This is a genomic window from Streptomyces xanthochromogenes, assembly GCF_014650455.1.
Taxonomy (GTDB): domain Bacteria; phylum Actinomycetota; class Actinomycetes; order Streptomycetales; family Streptomycetaceae; genus Streptomyces; species Streptomyces xanthochromogenes.
Window position 1 is genome coordinate 397,439 of sequence record NZ_BMUZ01000006.1, and the last position, 26,278, is coordinate 423,716.

Consider the following 26,278-nt stretch of genomic DNA (forward strand, 5'->3'; position numbering starts at 1 on the left):
TCCCATTGGCGAACGTCCGCGCAGCGTAGCGTCGGCCCGCGGGTGACGTCATGAGCACGTCGAACAGAGGGGCGAACTCCCGCTAGCATGCGCGGCCATGAATGACGACGTACGCAACATCGTGCTCGGTGTGGTGGCCGCGGGCATCAGCGCCGCCTTCGGCTGGCTCGGCCGCACCCAGCTCTGGAGACGCGCGCTCCGCCGCAAGCAGGAGTTCTTCGGGCTGCCCGGCGGTTCGGAGTGCCTGCTCGTCGTGAACCGCGAGGCCGGGCTCGACGGGGCCGTGCACCGCTACGACGTGTTCGCCCTGCTCGAACTCTCCTCGCTCATCAAGGACTGCGGGGCGCACGCGCAGATCATCCAGGGTGAACTCGCCCAGCAGGGCTTCGGCGAACGCACCGAGTTCTGCGTCGGGGGCCCGTACTCGAACCGCCGCACCGCGGCCCATCTCGCCTCGCTGCTGCCCGGCGTGAAGGTCGACGTGGACACCGAACCGGGCCCGCACCGCGGCTCCTTCCAGATCGGCGCCGAGCGCTACACCATGGACCGGGGTGTCGCGGAATACGTGATCCTCGCCCGGATCACGGTGGGCCAGGACGCCCGGCCGGTGTTCCTCTTCTGCGGCCAGCGCGCCATCAACAACCAGGCCGCCACCCGTTATCTCGCGCGCAACCAGGCCCAGTTGACCCGAAAGCACGGCAACCGGTCGTTCTGTCTGCTCCTCAAGGTCGTCAACTCCCAGGCCTACGGCCCCGATGTCGTCGAGCTCGTCGCCGATGTGACCCGGGCCGCCCAGGAGCCGGTCCCGGCGGTCCGCACCTCGCACCGGGCGACCGGCTAAGTCACCTTCAGAGGAAGGGACTTGATGCCGTTGATGAAGTTGGACACGAGCCGGCGCGGCGGCGCCGCGAGTTCCGTACGGGGCAGGACGCGCAGCGCCTCCTCGTGCAACACCCTCAGTTGCAGCCGCGCGAAGTGGGCGCCGAGGCACACGTGCGGGCCGTCCCCGAAGGAGACGTGCGGGTTCGGGCTGCGGGCCAGGTCCAGGCGGTGCGGGTCGCCGAAGACGCGCTCGTCGTGGTTGGCCGATGCGTGGAAGACGACGACCTTGTCGCCCCGCGCGACGGCCTGCCCGGCCAGGACGGTGTCGTGGGCGGCGGTGCGCCGGAAGCTCAGCACCGGGGGATGCCGCCTCAGGAGCTCCTCGACCGCGGTGTCCACCGGGACCTGGCGGCCCATCAGCATGCCTCGTTCGCGAGGGTGTCGGGCCAGTTCGAGGAAGCCTCCCGGGGCCGCGGACCGCACGGTGTCGTTGCCCGCCACGGTCAGCAGGAAGAAGAACATCTCCAGCTCGGCGTCCGCCAGTCGGGAGTGCGCCAGCGAGGTCATGATGTCGTCGGCCGGGTGCTCCCGCTTGTGGGCGGCCAGTTCCTGCGCGTACGCGAACATCTCCGCCAGCATCGCGGGCGAGCGCGGGTTGACCGGTCGCCCGTCGGGGCCGCGCACCGGGGGCTCGTCCGGGTCCTGGTAGGCGATGACGCGCTCGGTCCACTCCAGGAGCAGACCCCGGTCACCGGGCGGCACCCCGAGCAGGTCGGTGAGGTTGAGCAGTGCGTAGTCGTCGGTGACGTCGGCGACCAGGTCGACGACGCCGTCCTCGGCACCGTCGCGGGCGCCCGTGAGCAGGGCGCGGGCCCGCTCGCGCGCGAGTGCCTCGAAGCGCTCGATGCGGCCCGGCGTGAAGGCGCGGCTCACCAGGCGGCGCAGCGTGTGGTGTTCGGGCGGATCCTGGTTGAGCATCATGCGGCGGATGAACGGCAGGTCCGCCGGGTCGGGGTCGCGGATCTGGGTGGCGCCGAGCGTCGAGGAGAAGGTGCCCGCGTCCTTCAGGACCCGTACGACGTCCGCGTGCCGGGTGACCGCCCAGAAGCCGGGCCCGGCCGGCCAGCCGAGCACTTCGGGCTCGGCCTGCCACGCGACCGGACGGCGGTCGCGCAGCTCGCGGTAGGCGGCGTACGGCGGGCCGGCCGCGTAGGCGCGGGGGTCGAAGACGTCGGGGACGTCAGCCATGGTGGTCCGGGTCAGACATGGTCGGCCCGCAGGAAGTCCTCGACGGTACGGATCAGGTCGAGCGGCGCCTCGTCCATGGCGTGGTGCCCGGCGAAGGGCAGTTCGACGAGCTGGCCCGCGGGGTACCAGCGCAGCCAAGTACCGCGCAGGAACTCGGCGTTGACGGCCGGGTCGAGCGCGCCGGTCACCGCGAGGGCAGGTACCGGGGAGCCCTCGGTCTCCTCGTGGAAGTCCTCGCCCGACCAGGAGTCGAGCCAGGCGCGGAACGCCTTCGGGTCGCTGCGCTCCGTCGAACGGCGGGTCATCCGGTCGAGCCAGGCGTCGGGGCGGTTGCCTCCGGTGGTGAGGTCGATGATGGCCCGGCGCTTGGCGGGGTGCTCGGCGGCCCCGGTGAACAGCGCGCGGGTCGCCTCGTCCATCGGCATTCCGCTGGCCGGGACCGGCGATATCCCCACCATGCGCCGCACCCGGTCGGGGGCCGCGGCCAGGACGCGCTGGACGACGGCACCGCCCATCGAGTGCCCGATCATCGAGAACCGATGCCAGCCGAGCCGGTCGGCGAGTCCGAGGACGTCGAGTGCGCCCTCGCTCGTGGTGAAGGCCCCCGAGGCGTTCCTGGCCTCCCCGTAGCCGCGCAGGTCGACGAAGGCGTAGGTGAACACGGCGGCGTCGAGGTCGGGCAGGACGGCGGCGTAGTCGCCGCGGTCGGCGAGCCAGCCGTGCACGGCGACGACCCGGTGCGGGCCGTCGCCGTGGAGGGTGTGGGGCAGCGTGAATCCGGCCATGTGCACTCCGATTCCGGGCAGCGGTCGTCGGCGTACGTGCTCGCGGTGGTGCTGTCGGCGTGCGAGACGTACGCGTACACGGTGGCGGTCGCCCTGCCACGAGGCAAGAAGCCCGTCAGAACTGCCAGTGGCTGTCGGCCGGTTCCGCCGTCCGGTCCTCGACGGTGACCTCCGCGGGCGCGAACGGGCGCACCACGGTGAGGACTTGGGCCGCGTCGAAGTCGAAGAGCTGTTCCTCGAAGCAGAGTCCGTGAGTGCCCTTGGCGCGGCCGAGGACGGGTGCCAGGCGCCGGTACATGGACCGGGGGCGGCTGCCGTAGGGCAGCGCGGGTGAGCGCAGGTCCACGACGAGGAAGCGGCGGACGCGCCGGTCGGTCCGCACGGCGACGGCGGTCACGGCGTTCACCTCGTCCCAGTCGATGCGCCCCGCGAGCCAGGTCGGCAGCCGGACGGTGAAGGCGTCGTCGTCCACGTCGATCCGCAGCGGGCGCAGCAGATAGCCCAGGGCGGTGCCCGCGGCGAGCAGCAGGAACACACCCGCGACGGCCATCACCGGGCCCGCGACACCGCCGTTGGGGCCGTCGAACATCGCGGCGGCGGCGATGTACCAGACCGCGAGCACCACGACCGAGGCGAGCGGGACCCACAGCAGGGCACGCCGCAGCCTGAGGACCATCGGGGCGGCCGTGGGCCTTGTTGCGTTGGCTGAATTCTCCACACGCAGAGCTTGGTGGGTCGGCGGCCCGGACGCCAGAGTGTTACCCACGGGTTTACTGAATTGAAGTCAACAGCTCTGCGCCCCGGACGTCGGGCCCACCGGGGACGTGGGCCGGGCGGCGGCCCCGGTCAGGGCGAGCAGGCGAGCGGGCTCAGCGAGCTCGGGGAGCCGTTGCCGAGGATCGTCGCCTTGAGGCGCGGGCCGCGCGCCGCCATCTGGAGGGCGGTGCAGGCGATCTGCCGCTGGGCGAGCGGGGTGAGCCCCGACACGTCCTGGCCGAGCACCACCGTCACCCCGCCCTCCTCGACGGCCATCTTCAACGCGCCCCGCAGCGGCGGCAGTTCACTGCGCAGCCCGGCGGCCCGCTCGTCCTCGTCCGGGCCCCCGAAGAGCAGGGGCAGGACCGGCCGGGGGGTGCCCGGGCGCACCACGGGCAGCAATCCGTCGGCGCCCACGAAGTACAGCACGGTGGCGCCCTGGGCGGGCGGCATCGCCTGCGCGGTCGCGGGATCGCCCACCGCGACGACATCGGTGGACTGGATGCCGCAGCCCGCCGCGAACAGCCCGACGGGGAGCAGGGCGAGTGCGGCCAGGGCCCGCAGCCCCCGCAGCCCGGTGGACCCGGGCCTCATCGGGCGGCCTCCACGGGAGCGTCCCCGAGCACACCGGCGGGCAGCTCGACCGTGAACACCGCGCCGCCCTCCGGCCCGTTCGCGGCCCGGACCGTGCCACCGTGCAGCCGCACGTTCTCCAGCGTGATCGCGAGCCCCAGTCCGCTGCCGGCCGAGCGGGTACGGGCCGCGTCCGCCTTGAAGAAGCGGTCGAAGATGTGCGGAAGCACAGCCGCGTCGATGCCGGGCCCGCGGTCGGCGACCTCCACCACCAGGGGGCCGTCGCCGGCTCCCGGGCGCAGCCGTACCGTCACCGGCTCCGAGCCGTGCCGCAGTGCGTTGCCGACGAGGTTGGCCACCACGATGTCGAAGCGCCGCGGGTCGATCATCGCCCGTACGCCGTCCGGGAGTTGGGTGATCACACGGTCCTGCCAGTGCCGTCGCTGGAGGGTCTTGCGGATGGTCTCGCCGACGTCGACCTCGTCGGCGTTGAGCTCGGCCGCCTTGGCGTCGAAGCGGGAGATCTCCATCAGGTCCTCGACGAGGGTGGCGAGCTTGCCGGTCTCGGCCGAGATGAGGCGGACCGCGCGGGCCGTGTCGGGGTCGAGCCCGTCGGCGTCCTCGTCGAGGACCTCGGTCACCGCCAGCATGCCGGCCAGTGGGGTGCGCAGTTCGTGCGAGACGTCGGAGGCGAAGCGCCTCGCCCGCGCCTCCGCCTTCTGCAACTCCTCGACGGAACGCTCCAGTTCCTCCGCCGACTCGTTGAACGTCCAGGCAAGATCGGCGAGTTCGTCCGACCCCTTGACCTCGATCCGGGTGTCGAGCCTGCCCTTGCCCATGCTGCTCGCGGCCCGCCGCAGATCACGTACCGGGCGCAGCACGCTGCGGGCGGCGAGCAGGGCCGGGACCACGGCGATGGCGAGGGCGGGCAGCGCGCCGTTCTTGGCCGCCGTGACCATGGCCTGGATGGTGACGCCCTCCGTCGTGAGGTCCATCACGGCGTACAGGTAGACCCCGCTGCGCTGGTCGGTGAAGGAGTCGAACATCACCGGCATGCCGATGGTCAGGTACGGGGTGCCGTCCTGAATCACCCGCTGGAACGAGCCGTGCGCGTTCGCGTGCGTCCTGCGGCGCAGTTCGTCGGTGATCACGGTGGAGGTCGGCCGGTTGGTGGAGGAGGCGCGCAGGGTGCCGTACTCCGCGAACACGAACCAGGGATGCGGCTTGCCGGCCCGGGCCAGGGTGCGGCAGGCGTTCTGCAGCGCCGCGGTGGAGGTGGGCAGCGCGAAGTACTCGGTGCCTATCTGCTCGCGGAACTGCTCGATGGCCTGGTCCTGGGCCTGCTTGAGGATGGCCGAGCGGGCCGACTGGTAGGTGAGGGCCGCGGTCGTGACGGCGCTGATCGCGGCCACCAGGAGGAAGGCCGCGATCAGACGGGTGCGCAGGCCGGGGCGCAGGGCGCGGCGGCGGGGGAACCTCACAGCGGACCGAAGCGGTAGCCGAAGCCGCGCACGGTCTGGATGTAGCGGGGTGCCCCGTCGGGTCCCGCGGTGTCGCCGAGCTTCTGGCGCAGCCGCCGCACGCAGGCGTCGACCAGGCGGGCGTCGCCGTGGTAGCTGTGCTCCCACACCGATTCGAGGAGTTGCTGACGGCTGAAGACCTGCTCGGGCGAGGCGGCCAGGTGCAGCAGGAGCTTCAACTCGGAGGGGGCGAGCGCGAGGCGCTCGCCGTTGCGAGCGGCGGTCAGGCCCGCCCGGTCCAGGGCGAGCTCGCCGTGGAACTCCGGTCCCGAGCGGGTGACCGGGTCGGCGAGGCGGCGCAGTACGGCCCGGATGCGGGCCTCGATGACCTCGGTGCGGGCGGGCTTGACGATGTAGTCGTCGGCGCCGGCCTCCAGCCCGATCACCACGTCGAAGTCGTCGCCGCGCGCGGTGAGCATGATGATCGGCAGCTGGCTGGTCTCGCGTACCTTCCGGCACACCTGGACGCCGTTCATGCCCGGAAGCATCAGGTCGAGCAGCACCAGATCGGGGTGGAAGGACTTCAGCGAGGCGAGTCCGGCCTCACCCGTCCCGGCGGCCAGCACCTCGTGGCCCCGCCTGCGCAGGCCGAGCTCGACCCCTTCGCGCACGGAGGGGTCGTCTTCGATGAGGAGCACGCGTGGCATAGGCGTCAGTATCCCAACCGTCTCATTTGTCCCGTCACCGGGCTCGGTGTCTGCCGCCGCCGCGCACCTTGTCGAGTACGGCGTTGATGTCGGTGAGCCCCAGCGGCCGGGCGAGCAGCGCGAGCGCGACGACGAGCGTCACGGTTCCGGCGCCGGCCGCGGCGACACTGCCGAGCCCGTCGGTGGAGCGGGCCGCCGCGTGGCCGAGCGCCGCGGCGGGCACGCAGCCGAGCAGCAGCCGCAGATGGGCGAGCAGCGCCGGGGAGCGCAGCAGCGGGCCGCCACCGAGCCTGCGGTTCAGGGTGTACGCGGTGGCCGCGAGCCCCGCGAGGAGCGCCACCGTGTAGGCACCGGCGATGCCGGTCACCGCCCAGCGCGGGGGCAGCGTCAGGTGGGCGACGAAGGTGAGGGCCGCGTTCGCCCCGGCGATGACGAGGTTCAGCAGGAACGGGGTGCGGGTGTCACCGAGCGCGTAGAAGCCGCGGGACAGGACGTACTGCCCCGAGAGCGCGATCAGTCCGGGGGCGAACGCCATGAGCATGCCCGCCATCACCGTGATGTCGGCCGCGCCGGTCCTGCCGTACTCGAAGACCGAGGCGAGGATCCAGGGTGCGAGCGCGAACAGCGCGCACGCGGCGGGGACGATCATCGCGCCGCAGGTGCGCAGACCGTAGGAGACGTCCGACCGCACCCCGGCGAGGTCACCGTCGGCCGATGCCCGGCTCATGCGCGGCATGAGGGCGGTGACCAGGGAGACGGTGACGATGCCGTGCGGCACCATCCAGAGCACATAGGCGTTGGTGTACGCGGTGTAGCCCGCTCCCCCGGCGACGCCCTCGGCCGCCGCCCGGGCCCCGGCCGTGGTGGCGAGCCGGGTCACCACCCAGTACGCGAGCTGGTTGGAGACGACGAGCAGCACCGCCCAGCCCGCCGAGCGCAGCGGCCGCCCGAGCCCGCTGCCGCGCCAGTCGAAGCGGGGGCGCCAGCGGAAGCCGGCCGAGCGCAGCGAGGGGACGAGTGCGAGGGCCTGGACCGCGATGCCCGCGGTGGTGCCCCAGCCGAGCAGCCGGGCATCGCCCGCGCTCAGCGTGCCCGAGCCACCGGCGGCGAGGGCGAGGTAGAGCCCGAACACCCCAATGACGACGAGGTTGTTGAGCACCGGCGTCCACATCATGGCGCCGAACCGGCCGCGCGCGTTGAGGACCTGGCCGAACAGCGTGAACAGGCCGTAGAAGAGGATCTGCGGCAGGCAGTAGCGGGCGAGTGCGACCGTGAGGTCGGCCTGGCCGCCGCTGTAGTCGGTGTAGGCGCCGACGATCCAGGGGGCCCCGGCCACCGCGAGCGCGGTGACGGCGACGAGCGCGGTGGTGCAGGCGGTCATGAGACGGTCGGTGTAGGCGGCCCCGCCGTCGGCGTGCTCCTTGGCGGCCCGCACCAGCTCGGGCACGAAGACCGCGTTGAGGGTGCCGCCGATGAGGAGCATGTAGAGGATGTTGGGGACGTTGTTGGCGACCGCGTAGCCGTCGCCGAGCAGCCCGACACCGAGGGCCGCCGCGACGACCGCGGAGCGCACGAAGCCGGTCGCGCGCGAGACGACGGAGCCCGCCGCCATCAGCGCGCTGCTGCGCAGCAGCGCGGAACCCTTGGTGACGGTGGTCGTCGCGGTCGCGGTCACCGGCGCGCCAGGTACGCCTGGAAGGCGCGGTACAGCGCGTTGTTGGTGGTCCCGCCCATGGATGTCTCCCACTCGCCCAGCGTCTCGACGACCTGCCCGCCGGTGCCGAGTTTCCAGCGCAGGAGGCCGAAGGGCCGGTCCTGCGGATCGAGAGTGGAGGGTACCCCGCGCATGTCGTACACCTCGGCGCCGAGCGCGTGGGCGTCCTGGATCATCTGCCACTGGAGCGCGTTGCTGGGGCGGACCTCGCGGCGGTGGTCGGCGGAGGCGCCGGTCTGGTACCAGACCCGCCGGCCGACCGTGATCATGGTGTGCGCGGCGAGCACCTCACCGCGGTGGACGGCCAGGCACAGCCGCATCCGACCCGGCTGCTCGGCGTTGAGGGCCTCGTACTGACGCCGGTAGTACGCGAGGGAGCGGCCGAGCCGGAAGCCGTCGCGTTCCTCGGTGATCCGCAGGAGCCGGTAGAACTCCGGGAGGTCGGCGGCGGTGCCGGTCACGATCCGCACCCCGGCATTGTGGGCGGTGCGCACGTTGCGCCGCCACTCCTGGTTGAGCCCGGCCCACAGCTGCTCGGTGCCGCGTCCGAAGAGCGGCAGCCGGAAGACGTGGCGGGGCTGTGCGTCGGCGTCGCCGTGGTCGTCCCCGCCGCAGCGTCTCCAGCCGCGGGTGCGCAGCCGCTCGGCGACGGCGGAGCCGAGCGGGTCGACCTCGGTGGCCAGGATGTCGCCGATCCTGCGGCCGGCTCCGGTGGCGGCCTTGAGGCGGGCGGCGTCCCAGCGGCGGTAGGCGGGCGTGGGCCCGATCCGTACCGCGAAGGCACCGGCCCTGCGCAGATGGCGCAGCAACGGCTGGAGCCAGCGGTCGATGTCCGGGTCGGCCCAGTCGGCGACCGGGCCTTCCGGCAGATAGGCGAAGTATTTACGGGTGCCGGGGAATTGTCGGTAGAGGATCTGGGCGGCACCGGTCAATTCGCCGTTGTCAAGGGACCATCCGACCCTTTCGGCGACCCATTGGTCCTTCACGTCGCCCCACGACGGGCACTGCAGAAAGCTGACGTCGGCGCGGCTCGCGAGAAAGGAGCGGTACTCGGCGGTGCCGAGTCCGCGGACCCCGGCGTCCTGATCCCGGTCATCGGTCACCAGCAGTGCGGACACGTCCGTGGCCTCCCAAGTGCGCCCCGTCGTCGGTCCTCCGGGGGTTCACAGGATGCTCACAGCGGTCCGTGACGGGGCCGCGCGGCGTATGTGACGGGACGATGACCATTCCTCTGCGGTCCTCGTCACACAACGAATTGAGAGTTTTCCGGCGAGTCCCGCAACCTAAAGTCCAATCGATGACTCTCACCTACGGAAAAGCATTTGCAACGGAGGTTTTCCAGTTGAGCCGCATACGCCGTCACACCCTGCCCCGCCGTCCGGCCCGTATCGCCGCCATCGCCGGAACGGCGGTCCTGGCCGCGGCGCTGACCGCCTGCGGGGGCGGCGACTCCTCGTCCAGTGACGCGAAGTCCGATCTCAAGGCCCAGAAGAAGACCGAGATTTCGGTGAATCTGACCGGTAAGCAGGCGAAGGCCGGCGAGCCGGTGAAGGTGACGCTCGCCGACGGCAGGCTCCAGACGGTGTCGGTCACCGACGCCAAGGGCGGCAGGCTCGACGGCAGGCTGTCGGCCGACGGCAAGTCCTGGACCTCGGTCCGCACGGCGGCGCCCAGCACCTCGTACAGCGTAGAGGCCAAGGACGACAAGGGCGGCAGCGCGAAGGCCGAGTTCGCGACGGCGGCCCCCGACAAAATCAACAAGCTGACCCTGGCGCCCGGCAAGGACTCCACCGTCGGCGTCGGCCAGCCGCTCTCGATCGTGTTCGACCACCCGGTGAAGAACAAGGCCGAGGTGGAGAAGCAGCTGAAGGTGACGACGTCGAACAACACCGAGGGTTCCTGGGGCTGGATGGAGGACTACTCCGGCAAGTCCCGGGTGGACTGGCGCCCCAAGGACTACTGGAAGTCCGGCACCAAGGTGACCCTGGAGGCGAACCTCAACGGCGTCGACTCGGGCCCCTCGGGCGGCTGGTTCACCAAGGACTACAAGACCGGCTTCACCGTCGGCAAGAACCAGCTCGTGAAGATCGACCTCGACAGCCACCACCTGAAGCTGTTCCGCGACGGCGAGTTGGTCAAGGACGTCCCGATGTCGGCCGGCACCCCCGGCGGCGAGAAGGCGTCCTGGCGCGGCAAGACCGTCCTGATGTCGAAGGAGGGGACGATCAACATGAAGTCGGAGACCGTCGGCCTCGGCGACGCCTACGACAAGATGGTCGACTACTCGATGCGGCTCACCTGGTCGGGCATGTACGCCCACGCGGCGCCGTGGAACGCCTCGTACTTCGGCTCCGCCAACAAGAGTTCCGGCTGCATCGGCATGAGCGACGCCAACGCCAAGTTCGTCTACGACTCGGTACAGGTGGGCGACCCGTTCGAGATCACCGGCGACGACGCCAAGGGCACCCAGGCCCTCAACAACGGCTACGGCGAGTGGAATCTGACGTACGACGCCTGGAAGGCGAAGAGCGCGCTCGCGGGCGCGGCGGGGAACACCGGCACCACGGGGAGCACCGGCACCACCGGTAACTGACACCGCGTCCAATAATCGTTACCCTCGCGTAACTTACCGACCAGTTACCCCAGGTAAGGCTCCGCGGTTACCGTCGGGTCACTTTGCACCGGCGCACGCGAGGAGCGATTCATGGCCCCCCACCACCCGTCCGGCCGCCCATCCAGGACCACGGCGGTGGCGGTCACCGTCGCGGCCCTGTTCGCGGGCGCCGCCTTCGGTCTCGCCCCGGCGGCCACGGCGGCCCCGGCGAGAGCCACCGCCGCCGCCCCGGCGAGCGGCAGCAGCCTCACGTTCCACGACATCCCCGGCTCCGGCGAGATCACCCTCAAGGGCAATGTGTTCACGCCCGCCGGGGCGAAGACCGGCGACAAGTACCCGCTGGTCGTCTTCCCGACGAGCTGGGGCCTGCCGCAGATCGAGTACCTCGCCCAGGCCCAGAAGCTCGCCGACTCGGGCTACACGGTGGTGAGTTACACCTCGCGCGGCTTCTGGCTCTCGGGCGGCAGCATCGAGGTCGCGGGGCCGCCGGACATCGCCGACGTGTCGGCGGTCATCGACTGGGCGCTCGCCAACACCCCCGCCGACCCGGCCCGGATCGGCATGGGCGGCGTCTCCTACGGCGCGGGCATCAGCCTGCTCGCGGCCGGACACGACAAGCGCATCAAGGCAGTTGTGGCGATGAGCGGCTGGGCCGACCTCATCCGGTCCATCTACAGCGGCCGCACCCAGCACCTCCAGGCCGCGGCCCTGCTGGGCGCCGCCGGGCAGATCACCGGCCGCCCGAGCGCCGAACTCGACCGGATCCTCAAGGAGTTCCTCGGCTCCGACCTGGCCAAGGAACAGGACATGATCGACTGGGGCCGGAAGCGCTCGCCCGCCGCCTACGTCGACCAGATCAATCGCAACGGCGCCGCCCTCATGCTGGGCAACGCCTGGGGCGACAGCCTCTTCCCGCCCAACCAGTACGCCGACTTCTTCGGCAGACTGACCGGCCCCAAGCGCCTGGAGTTCCGCCCCGGCGACCACGCCACGGCCGAGGCGACCGGTCTGCTCGGGCTGCCCAACGACGTGTGGACGGACGCCCACCGCTGGTTCGACCACTACCTCAAGGGCGCCGACAACGGCATCGACAAGGAGCAGCCGGTCCAGCTCAAGTCCCGTACCGACGGCTCCTACGAGGGCTATCCCAGCTGGCAGGCGGTCGGCCCGGCCAAGGAGGACCTGGCGCTCTCCGGCACGAAGAAGATCACGGCGAACGTCGACTCGGGCGCGGACGGCGGGGTCATCTTCCTGTCCAGCCTCCTGGACCAGTTCGCGAAGCTGCCGCCGATGGCGTCCATCCCGCTGCTGCCGCGGTCGTTCGCGGCGGTGTGGCAGTCGGGTGCGTACGGCGAGGACCGCAGGATTCGCGGGACCGCGAAGCTGCACACGACGCTCACCTCCACCAAGGAGAGCGGCACCCTCGTCGCATACCTCTACGACGTGGGCCCGCTCGGCCTCGGCAAGCTGGTCAGCAACGCCCCCTACACCTTCCACGGCCAGACACCCGGCCGCCCGTTCCCCGTCGACCTGGAGCTCTCCTCCACGTCGTACGACGTTCCGGCCGGCCATCGTCTGGCACTGGTGGTGGACACCGTCGACCCGCTCTACATCGAGCACAACCCGCTCGGCGCGCAGCTGACCTTCTCCTCGCCCGCGTCAGACCCGTCGCATCTGACGGTCCCTCTCCGCGAGAAGTGATCACCGGCTGCTGCCGGGTGGGTTCTTGCCCCTCAGCTACTGCTCCCCCAAGGACTCAAGGTCCAGGGGGGACCCCCCTCGGCAGCAGGGTCCCTGGTTCGGCCGGTGCGACGTCCACGGCCTCCGTCTTGGGATTGCGCTTCTGTCTCCTGGCCATCCAGGTGGCGAACCAGGAGAGCAGCATGCACATCCCGATGTAGATCGGCGAGATCACCATCACCACGGGGATGAACGGCAAATCGTAGTCGAGATTCGACGCGATGAGCTTTCCCGCGTGCAGAAACTCCTCATAGGTGATCAGATAGCCCAGCGACGTGTCCTTCAGGGCGACCACCAGCTGGCTGATGATGGTCGGCAACATCGCCCGGATTCCCTGCGGGACCAGCACGTACGTCATGACCTGCGTCTTGCGCATGCCGAGTGAGAATGCCGCCTCCTTCTGGCCTCGTTCCACGGAGTTGACGCCGGTCCTGAAGACCTCGGCGAGCACCGACCCGTTGTAGAGCGTGAGCCCGGCCACCAGGGCGGGCAGCGGCTGCACCTTCAGGGCCACGAAGATGAAGAAGATCATCACCAGGACCGGCATCGCGCGGAAGAACTCCACGAGCACGGTGGCGATCCAGCGCAGCGGCCGGTGGTCGGAGAGCCGGCCGACCGCGAGCACCGCGCCGAGCGCGATCGAGAGCACCGAGGTGAACGCGAAGGCCCGCAGCGTGTTGCCGAGCCCGCGAAGGAGCAGCTCCTGGATGCCCTTGTACTCGAAGGGCCGCCACTTGACCGCGGTGAACTGGTCGGTGTCGAACAGGAGATAGACGAGCCAGCCGAACAGGGCGAGGATCAGGATCGTCGAGATGATCCCGTACACCAGGTGCCGCTGCTGGGTCCTGGGGCCGGGGATGTCGTAGAGGGCGGTGGACTCCGTGGCCAGTGGCGCTTTCATCGGGCGACTCCCCAGCGCTTCTCGAGGACGTTGAAGACGGCGCTGATGAAGAGGGTGATGATCAGGTAGCCGATCGCGATCCAGACGAACGTCCAGATGATGTTGTAGCCGAGCTCGCTCAACGTCTTGTACGTGCCGAGGAGTTCGGTGACGCTGAACGCCCCGGCGATCGCGGAGTTCTTGGCGAGCGCGATCAGCGTGGAGCCGATCGGCGGGATCACGGACCGGAAGGCCTGCGGAAGCACCACCGTGGACAGGGTCTGCCCGAAGGTCATCCCGAGGCTTCTGGCCGCCTCGCCCTGGCCCTTGGGCACGGTGTTGATGCCGGAGCGCAGCGCCTCGCAGATGAACGACGAGGTGTAGCAGCCGAGGGCGATCACCGCGAAGAGCTGGAAGGGCAGCACCAGGCCGAAGCGGGGCAGGCCGAGCAGGACGGCGAAGAAGAGCAGCGTCAGCGGGGTGTTGCGCAGCACGGTCACCCACACCGTGCCGAGCACCCGGAACGAGCCGACCGGCGAGACCCGGCAGGACGCCATGACGAAGCCGAGCACCAGGGCCAGGACCGAGGCGTAGACGGTCAGTTCGACGGTGCCGAGGAAGCCCTTGCCGTACAGCGAGAAGTTCTTGGTGAGTACGTCCATTGCGGCCTCAGCTCGCCGGATAGCGGTCGATGGGCGGGGCGGGGGCGGGCGGCCGGCCCGAGAGGCCGAGCGTCGCGTCGTACGCCTTCTTCCAGTCGCCGTTCTTCTCGTGGGCCTCGATGGCGTCGTCGAGCGCGAACCGCAGCGCGTTGTCGCTCTTGGGGACGCCGATGCCGTAGGGCTCCTTGGAGAACGGCTTGCCGACGACCTTGAGTTCGTCGGGCACCTTGGCCGCGTAGCCGCTCAGGATGGTGTCGTCGGTGGTGACGGCGTCGACCTGGAAGGTGAGGAGGTTGTCCACGCACACCGAGTAGGTGTCGTACGCGACCATGTCGACCTTCGGGTAGTCCTTCTCCATCCGCTGGTACGGGGTCGAACCGGCCGCCGAGCAGACGCGCTTGCCGTCGAAGTCCTGGGGCGTGGTGAGCCCGTTCTCGTCGGTGCGCACGAGCAGTCCCTGGCCCGCCATGTAGTACGGGCCCGCGAAGCCCACGAGCTTCTTGCGGTTGTCGTTGATGGTGTAGGTGCCGACGTAGTAGTCGATCTGGCCGTTCTGCAGGGCGGTCTCGCGGTTGGCCGAGGCGATCGTCTTGAACTGGATGGACGACGGCTCGAAGCCGAGCGAGGCCGACATCATCTTGGCGATCTCGATGTCGAAGCCGGTGTAGACGCCGGTGGCCGGGTCCTTCTCGCCGAGGTAGGGCTGGTCCTCCTTGGCGCCGACGATCAGGTGCCCGCGGTTCTTGGCCCGCCGCCACACCGAGGAGTCCGGGAGGCTGAAGTCCTTGGCGACCGTGTAGTGCGGGAGCAGTTCGGCCTTCGGGCCCTTCACCGGCGGGCTGCCCGACTTTCCGCAGCCGGCCAGGGCCAGTGCGAGCAACAGCGCGGCGAGCGCGCGTCGTGTGGCCATCATCGTTGCGTACACCCCCCGTTCAGTGCTTGAGGATCTTGGAGAGGAAGTCCTTGGCCCGGTCGCTCCGCGGGTTGGTGAAGAAGTCGTCGGGGGTGCGGTCCTCGACGATGCGGCCGTCCGCCATGAACACCACGCGGTTGGCGGCGGAGCGGGCGAAGCCCATCTCGTGAGTGACGACGACCATGGTCATGCCGTCGCGGGCGAGCTGCTGCATGACTTCGAGAACCTCGTTGATCATCTCCGGGTCGAGCGCCGAGGTGGGCTCGTCGAAGAGCATGACCTTGGGGTCCATGGCCAGGGCGCGGGCGATGGCCACGCGCTGCTGCTGGCCGCCGGAGAGCTGGGCGGGGAGCTTCTCGGCCTGGGAGGCGAGGCCGACCCGGTCCAGGAGCTCGTGCGAGCGCTTGTCGGCCTCCTCCTTCTTGCGGCCCCGGACCTTCGTCTGGGCCAGCGAGACATTGGCGAGGACGGACTTGTGCGCGAAGAGGTTGAACGACTGGAAGACCATGCCCACTTCGGCCCGGAGCTGCGCGAGGCCCTTGCCCTCCTCCGGAAGCGGCCGGCCGTCGATGGCGATCGAACCGGACTCGATCGTCTCCAGGCGGTTCATCGTCCGGCAGAGCGTCGACTTGCCCGAGCCGGACGGGCCGATGACCACCACCACCTCCCCCCGGCCGACGGTGAGGTCGATGTCCTGGAGGACGTGCAGCTTTCCGTAGTACTTGTTGACGCCACGCAGCTCGATCAACGGATCGACGGCCATACGCTGTCCTGCCCACTCATCGCTGTGTCGAGGTCAGCGCAAACTATCCAGCCGGGTAAGGGACTTCATCTCGACACGCACGAATAGGGCATAAACCGTATTTTGACCGAACCGGCCCACGCCGTCCTCACGTCGGCCGGGCGGGCGCCGGGAAACGGCCGCCGATCAGGCCTCCGAGGCCTCGGCGTACACCTGGAACAGCTCGGGGGCCCCGGTGGTGGCCCAGGTCAGGCCGGCGTCCACGACGTCGATCTCCCGGCCCGAGGCGAGCCGCACGACGGGCCTGCCGCTGGGCCACACGTCCCAGAGCGCGCCGGGAACGGTCCGGACGATGACGGTCCCCAGATACAGGCCGGCGTCGTTGCCCAGCCAGGGCAGCTCCTCCGGGTCGTCGCGCCAGCGCGGCGGCAGCTGATCGAGGGCCTGCAACGAGCCCGGGGAGTCGTCGAGTTCGAGCTTGCTCTGCCAGGCCCGGGTCCGCAGCAGCTCGCATTCGGAGAGCAGCTCGGCAACGCCCTCCGGGTCTTCCCTGACGGCCTCCGAGACCGCCACCCCGCTTGCCGCCGAGTGCCGCTTGCGCCAGTTCTGGAGGAAGTTCATACGATCCAGAGTCCCACTCGGTGGCTTGATCGCACTACAGGGCACGCGGCGGGTCACGTCAACCCCGGGCTGACGGCGCGGGGCTCAGACCTCCAGGTCCACCACGACCGGCGCGTGGTCGGACGCGCCCTTGCCCTTGCGCTCCTCGCGGTCGACGTAGCTGTCCTTGACGGCCTTGGCGAACGGCTCGTTGCCGTAGACCAGGTCGATGCGCATGCCCCGGTTCTTGGGGAAGGCCAGCTGGCGGTAGTCCCAGTAGGTGTACGGACGGTCGTACTTCAGCGGGCGGGGCACCACGTCGGACAGGCCGGCCTCGCGCAGCGCGGCAAGCGCGGCCCGCTCGGCCGGGGTGACATGGGTGAGGCCCTCGAAGACGGCGGGGTCGTAGACGTCCTCGTCGGTGGGGGCCACGTTGAAGTCGCCCAGAACCGCGAAGGGGCGCTGTCCCGCCGCATCCTCGGCGACGGCCGCCTTCAGGGCCTCGAACCAGGTCAGCTTGTACGCGTAGTGGTCGTGCTCGACCTCGCGGCCGTTGGGCACGTAGACCGACCAGAGGCGGACTCCGCCGCAGGTCGCCGAGATCGCGCGAGGCTCCTCGACACCCTCGTAGTCGGGGCCGCCGGGCAGCCCGAGCACGACGTCGTCGAGGCCGACGCGGGAGACCAGGGCCACCCCGTTCCACCGGCCGGTGGCGTTGACGGCGGACTCGTAGCCGAGCTCGCGGAGCTCGGCGGCGGGGAAGCCCTCGGCCGTGGTCTTGGTCTCCTGGATGCACAGCACGTCCGTGCCGGTGCTCTCCAGCCAGGCCAGCAGGCGGGGCAGCCGGGCGGTGATCGAGTTGACGTTCCAGGTGGCGATGCGCATGGATCCCAACCTACCGCCCGGCTGTGACACTCACAGATCCGTCGAGTCCCCCGGCGTCAGACGCCGGTGCTCGGCGCCGCCGAGGCCGCCGATCTGCGAGTCGTAGATGGGCCGGGCGAGGTCGGTGAGCAGGGCGTCGTGGATGTCGATGGCGCGGCGCGGCTTCACCTCGCGCACGTAGTCGATGACCTCGGAGATCTTGTTCCAGGGAGCCATCACGGGCAGCATCAGGGTGTCCACCGCCCGGTCGGGGACGGTGAGCGCGTCACCCGGGTGGAAGACCGAACCGTCCACCAGGAAGCCGATGTTGGTGATGCGCGGGATGTCGGGGTGGATCACGGCGTGCAGCTCGCCGTGCACCTGGACGTCGAAGCCGGCCGCGCTGAAGGCGTCCCCGTGGCCGACCGTGTGGACGCGCCCCGGGAAGGCCGCCGAAATCTTCTCCGCGACGCTGCGCAAGGTCCAGATCTCGGCGGCGGGGTTGGCTTCGAGGCCGGTCCGCAGCCGCTCCTCGTTGAAGTGGTCGAGGTGCTCGTGGGTGACCAGGACGACATCGGCACCGAGCGCCGCGTCGCTCTCGCTGAACGTGCCCGGGTCGATGACCAGAGTGCGGCCGTCCTTCTCCAGCTGGACGCAGGCATGGGTCTTCTTCGTCAGTTTCAGGCTCATGCCCCCATCCTGCTCCCGGGGCCGGGAAGCGGCACGGGATCGCGTCATCCGCGGGGAGTCGTCTCCTCACGGATGACCGCGCCCGCGACCCGGAACGCCGCGTTCGCGGCGGGGACGCCGCAGTACACGCCGGTCTGGAGCAGCACTTCCTTGATCTCGTCCGGGGTGAGGCCCGCGCGCAGCGCGGCCCGGGTGTGGGCCGCGAGGTCGTCCAGGTGACCGCCCGAGGCGAGCGCGGCCAGGGCCACCGCGGCCCGGGTGCGCCGGTCGAGGCCGTCCCTCGCCCAGACCTCGCCCCAGGCGTGGCGGGTGGTGAGCTCGTCGAAGTCGCGGCCGAAGGCGTCGGCACCGGCGGTCTCGGCGTCCACGTGGGCGTCGCCGAGCACCTCGCGCCGGATCTTCATGCCTAGCTCGTACGCGTCCGGCCGGGCGGGCGGCTCGACGGCGGCGGGCTCGACGGCGGCTGGCTGGTCGAGGACCGGAGCCGCGGTCTCGGGCGGAGCCTGCGGGCCCTCGGGGGCGAGCGGAGCACTGGGTGCGGGGGGTGCGAGGGGCGTGGCGGGGGCGAGCGGGGCCATCGGTGCGGCGGCGGCCGGCGCGGGCATCGCGGTGAGACCCGTCGTCGTCTCGGGCGCGGCCTGCCAGGCCGTGGAGAAGTGGCGCACCAGCAGATCGGTGACGGCGCCGGGCTGCTCGACCGGCGCGAGATGGGCCGCGCCCGGCACCACGGCGAGGCCGGCGCCCGGTATGCCCGCGACCAGGGTGCGCGCGTCACCGGGGCCGGTCACCCGGTCCTCGGCGCCGACCAGGGCGAGCGTGGGCACGGTGATGCGGCCGAGCTCGGCCCGGACGTCGAAGGCGGCGAGCGCCTCGCAGGCCGCGATGTAGCAGGCGGGGTCGGTGGTGCGGACCATCTGCACGGCCCACTCCACGATCGCGGGCTGGGCCGCGGCGTAGGCGGGGGTGAACCAGCGCTCGGGCGCGGAGCGCGCCATCGGGTCCATGCCGTTGGTCCGGACGATCACGCCGCGCTGGCGGTATTCGTCGGCGGTGCCGAACCGGGGCGCGGCGGCGACCAGCGCGAGCGAAGCGAGGCGGTGCGGGTGGCGCAGGGCCAGATCGGCGCCGATCGCGCCGCCGATGGAACAGCCGGCGTAGCCGAAGCGCTGCACGCCGAGCCCGTCGAGGGTGGCGATCAGCCGGTCACCGAGCTCGGCGACGGAGTGGGCGGGGCTCGCGGGCGCGCCGCCGTGTCCCGGCAGATCGAACCGGACCACCCGCCAGTGGTTGGCCAGCTCGGGTATCTGGCGGTCCCACATGTGCCAGGTCGTACCCAGGGAGGGGCCCACGACCAGGACCGGGGCGTCTTCTGGGCCGTCGCAGCGGTATTGCAGGGTGTCCGGTGGTATCTCGCTCACTCTTCCGACCCTCTCATCCGTCACGTGGCCCCCCATGGCCGGGGGTGGACCTCAGGCCCCTCGTTTCGGGACATGCCCCCTATGTACGCAGCTGTGTGAACGGCCTCCGGCGACGCGGAGGCCCGAGCGGCCGGCCCTTTCGTCCCGTGGGGCCGCCCCGCGGACCGTCGTCACCCAGCGAAGTCGCGGAACATTCTGACGCAGGGTCAGTTCTGTTGCTGCGTCCGGCACTTGGGGGTTTCTCGTAAGCCCGTCGGCGGAAACCGCCCGCAGAACAGGAACGACATCCCTGGGGACCGGGCCGGGAGTGACACCCCGCAGGCCCGTCAGGGAGTCGCCGTGGACACCACGTAGACGACCGGCCGGTCCGGGTCGGTCTCGTCGACCGTGATGTTCCGGGTCGGCAGCGGGTCCTTCTGGGTATGGGTGGCGCCCGCCCAGTCGTGGCCCGCGGCGAAGGGCCAGCCGACCCGCTTGGCGTCCTGCGGGGAGACCGTCACGTCACCCGGCTTGAGCGCGGCGGTGCTCGTGCCGCTCTCCTTCATGAACTCGGCGAGGCCTGCCGCACTCGTCCGGAAGTTGACGTACAGCTTGCTGACGTTCCAGGTGTTGGACTCGAAGTAGTCGACACCGACGGCGTCCGCCGGGATCGGCACGTTGTAGATGCGCCGCTGGGTCTTGGACGGCCAGTCGTGCCGGAGGCCGTTGGGCGCGGCCGTGGCCTCCTTGTCGCGGCCGCTGGTGCGGCTCTGCTCGGCGGAGATCGCCAGATAGCCCGCGGGCACCCCGATGAGCAGCACGATGATCACCGCGGTGATCCAGCGCCGCCTGACCATGTGCTCATGCGTCTCGGGCGGCCGCTCGTCCGGCGGCGGGGACTGGCGTGGCACCGCGGGGCGGTCGGACGGTGTCATCAGTCGGATCCCTGGGTGGTGCGGGTGGTGCCCGTCCTGCGGACGGCTTCTGCCGCCTTGGCGTAGCGCTCGTAGCGCTCGACCCGGCGGCGGTTGGCCCGGCGGAAGCGGCGGGCCACCAGACGGGCGAGGTCGGCGGCGCCGACCATACCCGCCTCGGGGCCGAGCTGGGCCTTGGCGATCCTCGCCTCGGGCCGGTAGCCGCGGCCGGTGAGGTGGCGCCGGAAGGCGTCCCTCGCGGGCCCGATCAACAGGTCGTCGGCGGCGCTGACGCCGCCGCCGATCACGAAGCAGGAGGGGTCGAGGGCGGCGGCCAGGTTGGCGATGCCGACGCCGAGCCACTGCCCGATGTCCTGGAGCAGCTCGACGCACATGGCGTCGCCCTCGCGGGCCAGCTCGGTGATGAGCGGCCCGGTGATCTCGGGGATGTTCCCGCCGACCCGCTCGATGATGTTGTACGCCACCGGGGAGTCGGCGGTCGCCAGTTCGCGGGCCTCGCGCACGAGCGCGTTCCCCGAGCTGTACTGCTCCCAGCAGCCCCGGTTGCCGCAGGCGCAGCGGTGTCCGCCGGGCACGACCTGCATATGGCCGAACTCGCCGGCCACGCCGTACTTGCCGCGCTTGACCTGCCCGTCCTCCAGGATCGCGCCGCCGATGCCGGTGCCGAGCGTGATCATGACGAGGTGGTCCTCGCCGCGGCCGGCGCCGAAGCGCCACTCGGCCCAGGCGGCCGTGTTGGCGTCGTTGTCGACCATCACCGGGACCGCGAGACGGGCCTGGAGGGCGTCGCGCAGCGGCTCGTTGCGCCAGGCGAGGTGCGGGGCGAACAGGATGGTGGAACGGTCGGCGTCGACCCAGCCGGCCGCTCCGATGCCCACGGCGTGCACGTCGTGCCGGTCGGAGAGGTCGAGCACCAGCTCGGTGATGGTGTCCTCGACGACCTTGGGGCTCTTGGACTTGTCCGGGGTCTCCGTGCGGAGCTTCTCCAGGATGTTCCCGTCCGCGTCCACGACCCCGGCCATCACCTTCGTACCGCCGATGTCGATGCCGACCGTCGGGACCCGGGGGGCCGTCAGGTGCGAGCGGCGTTCCCGGGTGCCTACGGTGCGCAGCACGGTGGCCCGGGCGGAACCCCGGTGGGCTAGGGCGAAGTCGCGGTACGTGGTCATCGGGGCCGATTCTGCCACCCCTGCCGGACCCGGACCCTGCGCGAGGGGCCGCCCCGGTGGCCCGGGGCGGCCTGCTCACTCCTTCTCGGCCGGGCCGCCCAGGTGGCCGGGGGCGGGTGCGCGCTGGAGCTCGTGGCTGAGCTCTTCGAGCTCGCTGCCGCCCGCCATCTGGCGGGTGAGCTCGTCCAGGGTGATGTCGGAACGCAGATGGCTGCCGGTCATCGTGCCGCGCTTGAGGAGCACGAAACGGTCTCCGACGAGGTACGCGTGGTGCGGGTTGTGCGTGATGAGAACCACGCCGAGTCCGGCGTCACGAGCGGCCGCCACGTACTTCAGGACGACCCCGGACTGCTTCACGCCGAGGGCGGCCGTGGGCTCGTCGAGGACGAGGACCTTGGCGCCGAAGTAGACCGCGCGGGCGATCGCCACGCACTGGCGCTCGCCGCCGGACAGGGTGCCGATGGGCTGGTCCACGTCCCGCAGGTCGATGCCCATGCGCAGCAGCTCGGCGCGGGTGGTGGTGCGCATCTTGTCGACGTCGAGCCGCCGGAAGGGGCCCTTGCCCTTCGTGGGCTCGGAGCCGAGGAAGAAGTTGCGCCAGACCGGCATCAGCGGGACCACGGCCAGGTCCTGGTAGACGGTGGCGATGCCGCGGTCCAGGGCCTCGCGGGGGTTGCTCAGCGAGACGTCCTCGCCCTCGATGCGGAAGGTGCCGGCGTCGTGCCGGTGCAGCCCCGCGATGATCTTGATGAGGGTCGACTTGCCCGCGCCGTTGTCACCCAGTACGCAGGTGATCTCCCCGGCGTGGACCTCCAGGGAGACCCCTTCGAGGGCGCGGATGTTGCCGTAGTACTTGCTGACGTCGTCGAGCTCGACGAGCGCGGTGCGCCCGTGCGTCGCGTCCGGCGCCGTCTCCGGGTTCGTCGTCATGCTGTCGCCTCCGCCCGCTTGCGCACCCACGCGTTGAGCAGGGTGGCCAGCAGGAGCATCGCTCCGAGGAAGAACTTGAACCAGTCCGGGTTCCACTCCGCGTACACGATGCCCTTGCTGGTCATGCCGAAGATGAACGCGCCCACCGCGGAGCCGATCGCCGAGCCGTAGCCGCCGGTGATCAGACAGCCGCCGATGACGGCCGCGATGATGTAGATCAGCTCGTTGCCGACGCCCTCGCCGGACTGCACCACGTCGAACGAGAACAGCAGGTGCTGGCCCGAGACCCAGGCGGCGAAGGCGACGCCCATGTACAGGCCGATCTTCGTCTTGAAGACGGGGACGCCGACCGCACGGGCCGCGTCCGCCTCGCCGCCCACCGCGAAGATCCAGTTGCCGAAGCGGGTCCGCAGAAGGATCCAGGTGGCGATCGCGACCAGGGCGAACCACCACAGGATGGTGACCTTCAGGTTGACCGAGCCGATGGTGAGCTGGGAGGCGAAGAGCTTCTTCGCCGACTCGAAGCCCTCCATGTCGGCGATGGACTTCGTCGAGACCGTGCCGCTGATCAGCTTGGTGAAGCCGAGGTTGAGGCCGGTCAGCATCAGGAACGTGCCCAGCGTGATGATGAAGCTGGGGAGCTTGGTGCGGGTCAGCATGAAGCCGTTGAACGCGCCGATGGCGACGGTGACGAGCAGCGAGACCAGCACGCCCACCCAGACGTTCGCCGTCATCTGGTAGCTGAACATCGAGGAGACGAGCGCCGATGTCGTCACCAGGACGCCGGCCGACAGGTCGAACTCGCCGCCGATCATGAGCAGCGCGACCGGCACCGCCATGATGCCGATCGTCGAGGCCGCGTACAGGACGGTCGAGAGGCTGGAGGGCTGCAGGAAGCTTCCGGCGACGACCGAGAAGAAGAGGAAGACGGCGCCGGCGCCGACCACCGAGCCGAGTTCGGGACGCCCGAGGATCTTGCGCCAGACCGAGCGGCGCAGCAGGCGCTCGTCCCCGGCGGTGTCGGTCGCGGTCATCGTGTCCCCCGCTTCGTGTACGCCTCCAGCGCGGCGGCCTGGTCCTTGGTGATGATCTGGGGTCCGGTCAGGACCGGGCGTCCGCCGCCGAGCACATCGGCGTTGTACTTGTAGAGCCAGAGCAGGTCCACCGCCTCGTACCCCTGGAGGTAGGGCTGCTGGTCGACGGCGAAGCCGAGGGTGCCGGCCTTCAGGGACGTGGCGACCTTCTCGTTGAGGTCGAAGGTGTCGATCTCGGCGGAGCTGCCGGCCGACTGCTTGGCCTTGACGGCGGTGTCCGCGAAGGGTGCGCCGAGGGTGACGACCGCGTCGATGGACGGGTTGGCCTGGAGCTTGGCCTCGATGGAGGACTGCACGTCGGGCATGCTGGTGCCGGTGACGTAGAGGTTCTGCACCTCGCCCTTGAACGTCTGCTTGGTACCCGCGCAGCGCTGTTCGTGGCCGACGTTGCCCTGCTCGTGCAGGACGCAGAGCGCCTTCTTCTTCCCGCGCTTGGTGAGCTCCTCGCCGACGGCCTCGCCCGCGATCGTCTCGTCCTGGCCGATGTGCGTGAGCGCCCCGAACTCCTTGGACTTCTCCGAGCCCGAGTTCACCGTGATCACCGGGATGCCGGCCTTCTCGGCCTTGGCCACGACGTCCTTGAGGGCGTCCGGCTTTGCGAGCGTGACGATCAGGCCGTCCACCTTCTGGTCGATGGCGGCCTGTACGAACTGCGCCTGCTGCTGCCCCTGGTCGCTGTGCGAGTAGAGGAAGTCGATGTTGTCCTTGACGGCCGCCTGCTTGGCGCCGCTCTGCACGATGTCCCAGAACGTGTCGCCGTCGCCCGAGTGGGTGACCATCGCGAACTTCCAGTGGGGGGTGTTCACCGCGGCCCTGCCCTGGGCCTGAGCGGACTTGCGCGCGTCCTCGGCGCGCTTGCCGCCGGTGCTGCTGCACCCCGCCAAGGAGGCTCCGAGCACCGCTGCCAGCACCGCGCCCATGACGCGTACCCCTGTCCGAACCCTTGCCACGACGCCGTGCCCTTCTTGCTGTACCACCGGGTGCCGCCGGGGCTGGTTCAGGCCTGCCCCGGCCGCCCAAGTATGGGTCACGCCGGGTCGACGGGCGATCATCGGGTACCGCGGGCGGTGTACTTCTCCAGCGTCGGCGCGTCCTTGCCGGTGACGATCGCGGGTCCGGTGAGGACCGGCCTGCCGCCGCCGATGACGTCACCGTTGGTCTTGTTCAGCCACAACTCGTCGACGGCGAGGTAGCCCTGGAGGTAGGGCTGCTGGTCGACGGCGAAACCGATCTGCTGCGCCTCGAACTGCTTGACCACGGCCGCGTTCAGGTCGAAGGTGTCGATCTCGGCCGAGCTGCTCGCGTCCGCCTTCGCCCGGACCGCGGCCGCCGCCATCGGCGCGCCGAGCGTGACCACCGCGTCGATGTCCTTGGCCGACTGGAGCTTCGCCTCGATGGAGGAGGTGGACGCGGGCGTGTTGGTGCCGTCCACGTTCAGGTTCTCGACGCCGCCCCGGAACGTCTTCTTCACACCCGCACAGCGCTGTTCCAGGGAGACGTTGCCCTGCTCGTGCAGGACGCAGAGGACCTTCCGCTTCCCGCGTTTCGTGAGCTCGTCGCCGACCGCCTCACCGGCCACCTCCTCGTCCTGGCCGATGTGGCCGAGCGCGCCGACGGCCCCCGAGTAGTCGGCGCCGGAGTTGATGGTGACGACGGGTATCCCGGCGGCGACGGCCTTCTTGACGACGTCCTTGACGGCCTCGGGCTTGGCGAGCGTGACGACGATCCCGTCGACCTTCTGGTCGATGGCCGCCTGGACCAGCTGCGCCTGCTGCTGCCCCTCCTTGTTCGCCGAGTACAGGAAGTCGACGTTGTCCTTGGCCGCGGCCTGTTTCGCGCCGCTCTGCACGATGTCCCAGAAGGTGTCGCCCTCGCCGGAGTGGGTCACCATCGCGATCTTGAGGCGGGGGGTGGTCACCGCCTTTCCGCCGCTCGCCGGCGCGGAGCCCTTGCCCTCGGAGCTCTTGCCCCCCGAGCTGCTGCAGCCGCCGACCGTGAGCGCCAGTGCGGCGACGGCCACGGCCGCCGTGGTTGCCGTGCGGGGTGTGCGCATGGGTTCCGCCTTCTGTCCCGGCCGCCCGGTTGCGGCACGTGAGTTCTAGCGGCGGGCCCGGGACACCGTCAATACTTTGTCCGAACATTCTGACCCGATACGCGCTTCCGCGGCGGCAGGCCCCGAGCGGCGGTCGCTCAGGGACGTACGAGCAGCTGGAACTCGAAGGAGTAGCGGGAGGCCCGGTAGATGTGCGAGCCGAACTCCACGGCCCGGCCGGTGTCGTCGAAGGTGGTGCGCTGCATGGTGAGCAGCGGGGCGCCCGTCGCCTCGGTGAGCAGGTCGGCCTCCTGCCCGGTGGCCGCGCGCGCCCCCACCGTCTGACGCGCGCTGTGCAGGGTGATGCCCGCGCCCCGCATCAGCCGGTAGAGCCCGGTGCCCTCCAGATACTCGGTGTCCAGCGGGAGCAGCCCGGTCGGCAGGTGGTTGCGCAGCCGCGCCATGGGCTCGCCGTGCGCGTACCGCAGCCGCTCCACCAGGTGGACGTCGCTGCCCTCGGGCACCCCGAGCGCGGCCGCGACCTCGGCGGTGGCCGGCTCGAAGGTGTTGCGCAGCACGGTGGTGGCCGGCTTCTGGCCGGCCGCCTCCAGGTCGTCGAAGAGGCTGCTCAGCTCCAGCGGGCGCTTGACCTGGCTGTGCACCACCTGGGTCCCCACCCCCCGGCGGCGCACCAGGAGGCCCTTGTCGACCAGGGCCTGGATGGCCTGGCGGACGGTGGGCCGGGAGAGCCCGAGCCGATGGGCGAGGTCGATCTCGTTGCCGAGGAGGCTGCCGGGCGTGAGGGTGCCCTTCTCGATGGCCGCCTCCAGCTGCTGCGAGAGCTGGAAGTAGAGCGGGACCGGGCTGGTGCGGTCCACGCCGAGCTGGAGCGGCTTCGGGAAGTCCATCGCTGGTCTGGGCTGCTTGGGCACGGAGCGAGCGTAGTGCCCG

At 70.7% G+C, this 26,278-nt stretch carries 26 protein-coding genes; 3 read left to right on the forward strand and 23 right to left on the reverse strand.

Annotated elements, in window-relative coordinates; genetic code table 11:
- Window positions 1–97: 97 nt before the first annotated feature.
- Complete coding sequence (locus tag IE267_RS18570) at window positions 98–841, forward strand: hypothetical protein (protein ID WP_189763974.1); 744 nt, start codon at window positions 98–100, stop codon at window positions 839–841.
- Here IE267_RS18570 and IE267_RS18575 read toward each other — a convergent pair.
- From IE267_RS18575 to IE267_RS18610, 8 genes are all read right to left on the reverse strand, one after another.
- Window positions 838–2,070 carry a cytochrome P450 gene (locus IE267_RS18575; protein WP_189763975.1) on the reverse strand — a complete coding sequence of 411 codons (1,233 nt, stop codon included), beginning with the start codon at window positions 2,068–2,070 and terminating at the stop codon, window positions 838–840. The genes IE267_RS18570 and IE267_RS18575 overlap by 4 nt on opposite strands.
- 11 nt (window positions 2,071–2,081) lie before the next feature.
- Entirely contained in the window at window positions 2,082–2,855 is a 774-nt protein-coding gene (locus IE267_RS18580; RefSeq protein WP_167152575.1) for an alpha/beta fold hydrolase, read from the reverse strand.
- Between the two features lie 115 nt (window positions 2,856–2,970).
- Entirely contained in the window at window positions 2,971–3,573 is a 603-nt protein-coding gene (locus tag IE267_RS18585; RefSeq protein ID WP_167152576.1) for a hypothetical protein, read from the reverse strand.
- A gap of 128 nt (window positions 3,574–3,701) precedes the next feature.
- Window positions 3,702–4,205, reverse strand: coding sequence for a hypothetical protein (locus IE267_RS18590; protein WP_189763976.1), 504 nt, complete (start codon window positions 4,203–4,205; stop codon window positions 3,702–3,704).
- Complete coding sequence (locus IE267_RS18595; RefSeq protein ID WP_167152578.1) at window positions 4,202–5,665, reverse strand: ATP-binding protein; 1,464 nt, start codon at window positions 5,663–5,665, stop codon at window positions 4,202–4,204. The genes IE267_RS18590 and IE267_RS18595 overlap by 4 nt, the downstream gene beginning before the upstream one ends.
- A complete protein-coding gene (locus IE267_RS18600; protein WP_189763977.1) occupies window positions 5,662–6,351 on the reverse strand; it encodes a response regulator in 690 nt (229 codons plus the stop codon). The genes IE267_RS18595 and IE267_RS18600 overlap by 4 nt, the downstream gene beginning before the upstream one ends.
- 34 nt (window positions 6,352–6,385) lie before the next feature.
- A complete protein-coding gene (murJ, locus tag IE267_RS18605) occupies window positions 6,386–7,963 on the reverse strand; it encodes a murein biosynthesis integral membrane protein MurJ (RefSeq protein ID WP_229861321.1) in 1,578 nt (525 codons plus the stop codon).
- A 59-nt stretch (window positions 7,964–8,022) separates the two neighbouring features.
- A complete protein-coding gene (locus IE267_RS18610; protein WP_189763979.1) occupies window positions 8,023–9,183 on the reverse strand; it encodes a lipid II:glycine glycyltransferase FemX in 1,161 nt (386 codons plus the stop codon).
- Between the two features lie 179 nt (window positions 9,184–9,362).
- On the opposite strand from IE267_RS18610, the gene IE267_RS18615 reads away from it, so the two are divergent.
- Window positions 9,363–10,658, forward strand: coding sequence for a L,D-transpeptidase (locus IE267_RS18615; RefSeq protein WP_189763980.1), 1,296 nt, complete (start codon window positions 9,363–9,365; stop codon window positions 10,656–10,658).
- Window positions 10,659–10,769: 111 nt separating this feature from the next.
- Window positions 10,770–12,380: a CocE/NonD family hydrolase gene (locus IE267_RS18620; protein ID WP_189763981.1), complete on the forward strand. Its 1,611-nt coding sequence runs from the start codon at window positions 10,770–10,772 to the stop codon at window positions 12,378–12,380.
- Window positions 12,381–12,435: 55 nt separating this feature from the next.
- Here IE267_RS18620 and IE267_RS18625 read toward each other — a convergent pair whose 3' ends face one another.
- From IE267_RS18625 to IE267_RS18695, 15 genes are all read right to left on the reverse strand, one after another.
- The gene (locus IE267_RS18625) at window positions 12,436–13,320 is read right to left on the reverse strand and encodes an amino acid ABC transporter permease (RefSeq protein WP_189763982.1); all 885 of its coding nucleotides are present in this window, start codon (window positions 13,318–13,320) and stop codon (window positions 12,436–12,438) included.
- Entirely contained in the window at window positions 13,317–13,961 is a 645-nt protein-coding gene (locus IE267_RS18630) for an amino acid ABC transporter permease (protein WP_100575132.1), read from the reverse strand. Before IE267_RS18630 ends, IE267_RS18625 begins: the two co-directional genes overlap by 4 nt.
- A 7-nt stretch (window positions 13,962–13,968) precedes the next feature.
- Complete coding sequence (locus tag IE267_RS18635) at window positions 13,969–14,874, reverse strand: glutamate ABC transporter substrate-binding protein (protein WP_373304566.1); 906 nt, start codon at window positions 14,872–14,874, stop codon at window positions 13,969–13,971.
- Window positions 14,875–14,893: 19 nt separating this feature from the next.
- The gene (locus IE267_RS18640; protein ID WP_189763984.1) at window positions 14,894–15,637 is read right to left on the reverse strand and encodes an amino acid ABC transporter ATP-binding protein; all 744 of its coding nucleotides are present in this window, start codon (window positions 15,635–15,637) and stop codon (window positions 14,894–14,896) included.
- A gap of 165 nt (window positions 15,638–15,802) precedes the next feature.
- Entirely contained in the window at window positions 15,803–16,237 is a 435-nt protein-coding gene (locus IE267_RS18645; protein ID WP_161250283.1) for a DUF6278 family protein, read from the reverse strand.
- Between the two features lie 84 nt (window positions 16,238–16,321).
- A complete protein-coding gene (locus IE267_RS18650; protein WP_167152587.1) occupies window positions 16,322–17,101 on the reverse strand; it encodes an exodeoxyribonuclease III in 780 nt (259 codons plus the stop codon).
- Window positions 17,102–17,131: 30 nt separating this feature from the next.
- A complete protein-coding gene (locus tag IE267_RS18655; protein ID WP_189763985.1) occupies window positions 17,132–17,770 on the reverse strand; it encodes an MBL fold metallo-hydrolase in 639 nt (212 codons plus the stop codon).
- A 44-nt stretch (window positions 17,771–17,814) separates the two neighbouring features.
- Window positions 17,815–19,188: a bifunctional 3-oxoadipate enol-lactonase/4-carboxymuconolactone decarboxylase PcaDC gene (pcaDC, locus tag IE267_RS18660; RefSeq protein ID WP_229861305.1), complete on the reverse strand. Its 1,374-nt coding sequence runs from the start codon at window positions 19,186–19,188 to the stop codon at window positions 17,815–17,817.
- 326 nt (window positions 19,189–19,514) lie between these two features.
- On the reverse strand, window positions 19,515–20,102 hold the full coding sequence (locus IE267_RS18665; protein WP_167152588.1) for a hypothetical protein: 588 nt from the start codon (window positions 20,100–20,102) through the stop codon (window positions 19,515–19,517).
- Entirely contained in the window at window positions 20,102–21,271 is a 1,170-nt protein-coding gene (locus IE267_RS18670) for an ROK family glucokinase (protein ID WP_053725755.1), read from the reverse strand. The genes IE267_RS18665 and IE267_RS18670 overlap by 1 nt, the downstream gene beginning before the upstream one ends.
- 75 nt (window positions 21,272–21,346) lie before the next feature.
- A complete protein-coding gene (locus IE267_RS18675; protein WP_189763987.1) occupies window positions 21,347–22,201 on the reverse strand; it encodes an ATP-binding cassette domain-containing protein in 855 nt (284 codons plus the stop codon).
- Complete coding sequence (locus IE267_RS18680) at window positions 22,198–23,235, reverse strand: ABC transporter permease (protein WP_161250265.1); 1,038 nt, start codon at window positions 23,233–23,235, stop codon at window positions 22,198–22,200. Before IE267_RS18680 ends, IE267_RS18675 begins: the two co-directional genes overlap by 4 nt.
- Window positions 23,232–24,245 (reverse strand): sugar ABC transporter substrate-binding protein, encoded by a 1,014-nt coding sequence (locus IE267_RS18685; RefSeq protein ID WP_373304567.1) that lies wholly within the window; start codon window positions 24,243–24,245, stop codon window positions 23,232–23,234. Before IE267_RS18685 ends, IE267_RS18680 begins: the two co-directional genes overlap by 4 nt.
- 98 nt (window positions 24,246–24,343) lie before the next feature.
- Complete coding sequence (locus tag IE267_RS18690; protein ID WP_189763989.1) at window positions 24,344–25,348, reverse strand: substrate-binding domain-containing protein; 1,005 nt, start codon at window positions 25,346–25,348, stop codon at window positions 24,344–24,346.
- A 137-nt stretch (window positions 25,349–25,485) separates the two neighbouring features.
- Complete coding sequence (locus tag IE267_RS18695; protein WP_189764054.1) at window positions 25,486–26,235, reverse strand: GntR family transcriptional regulator; 750 nt, start codon at window positions 26,233–26,235, stop codon at window positions 25,486–25,488.
- Window positions 26,236–26,278: the final 43 nt, after the last annotated feature.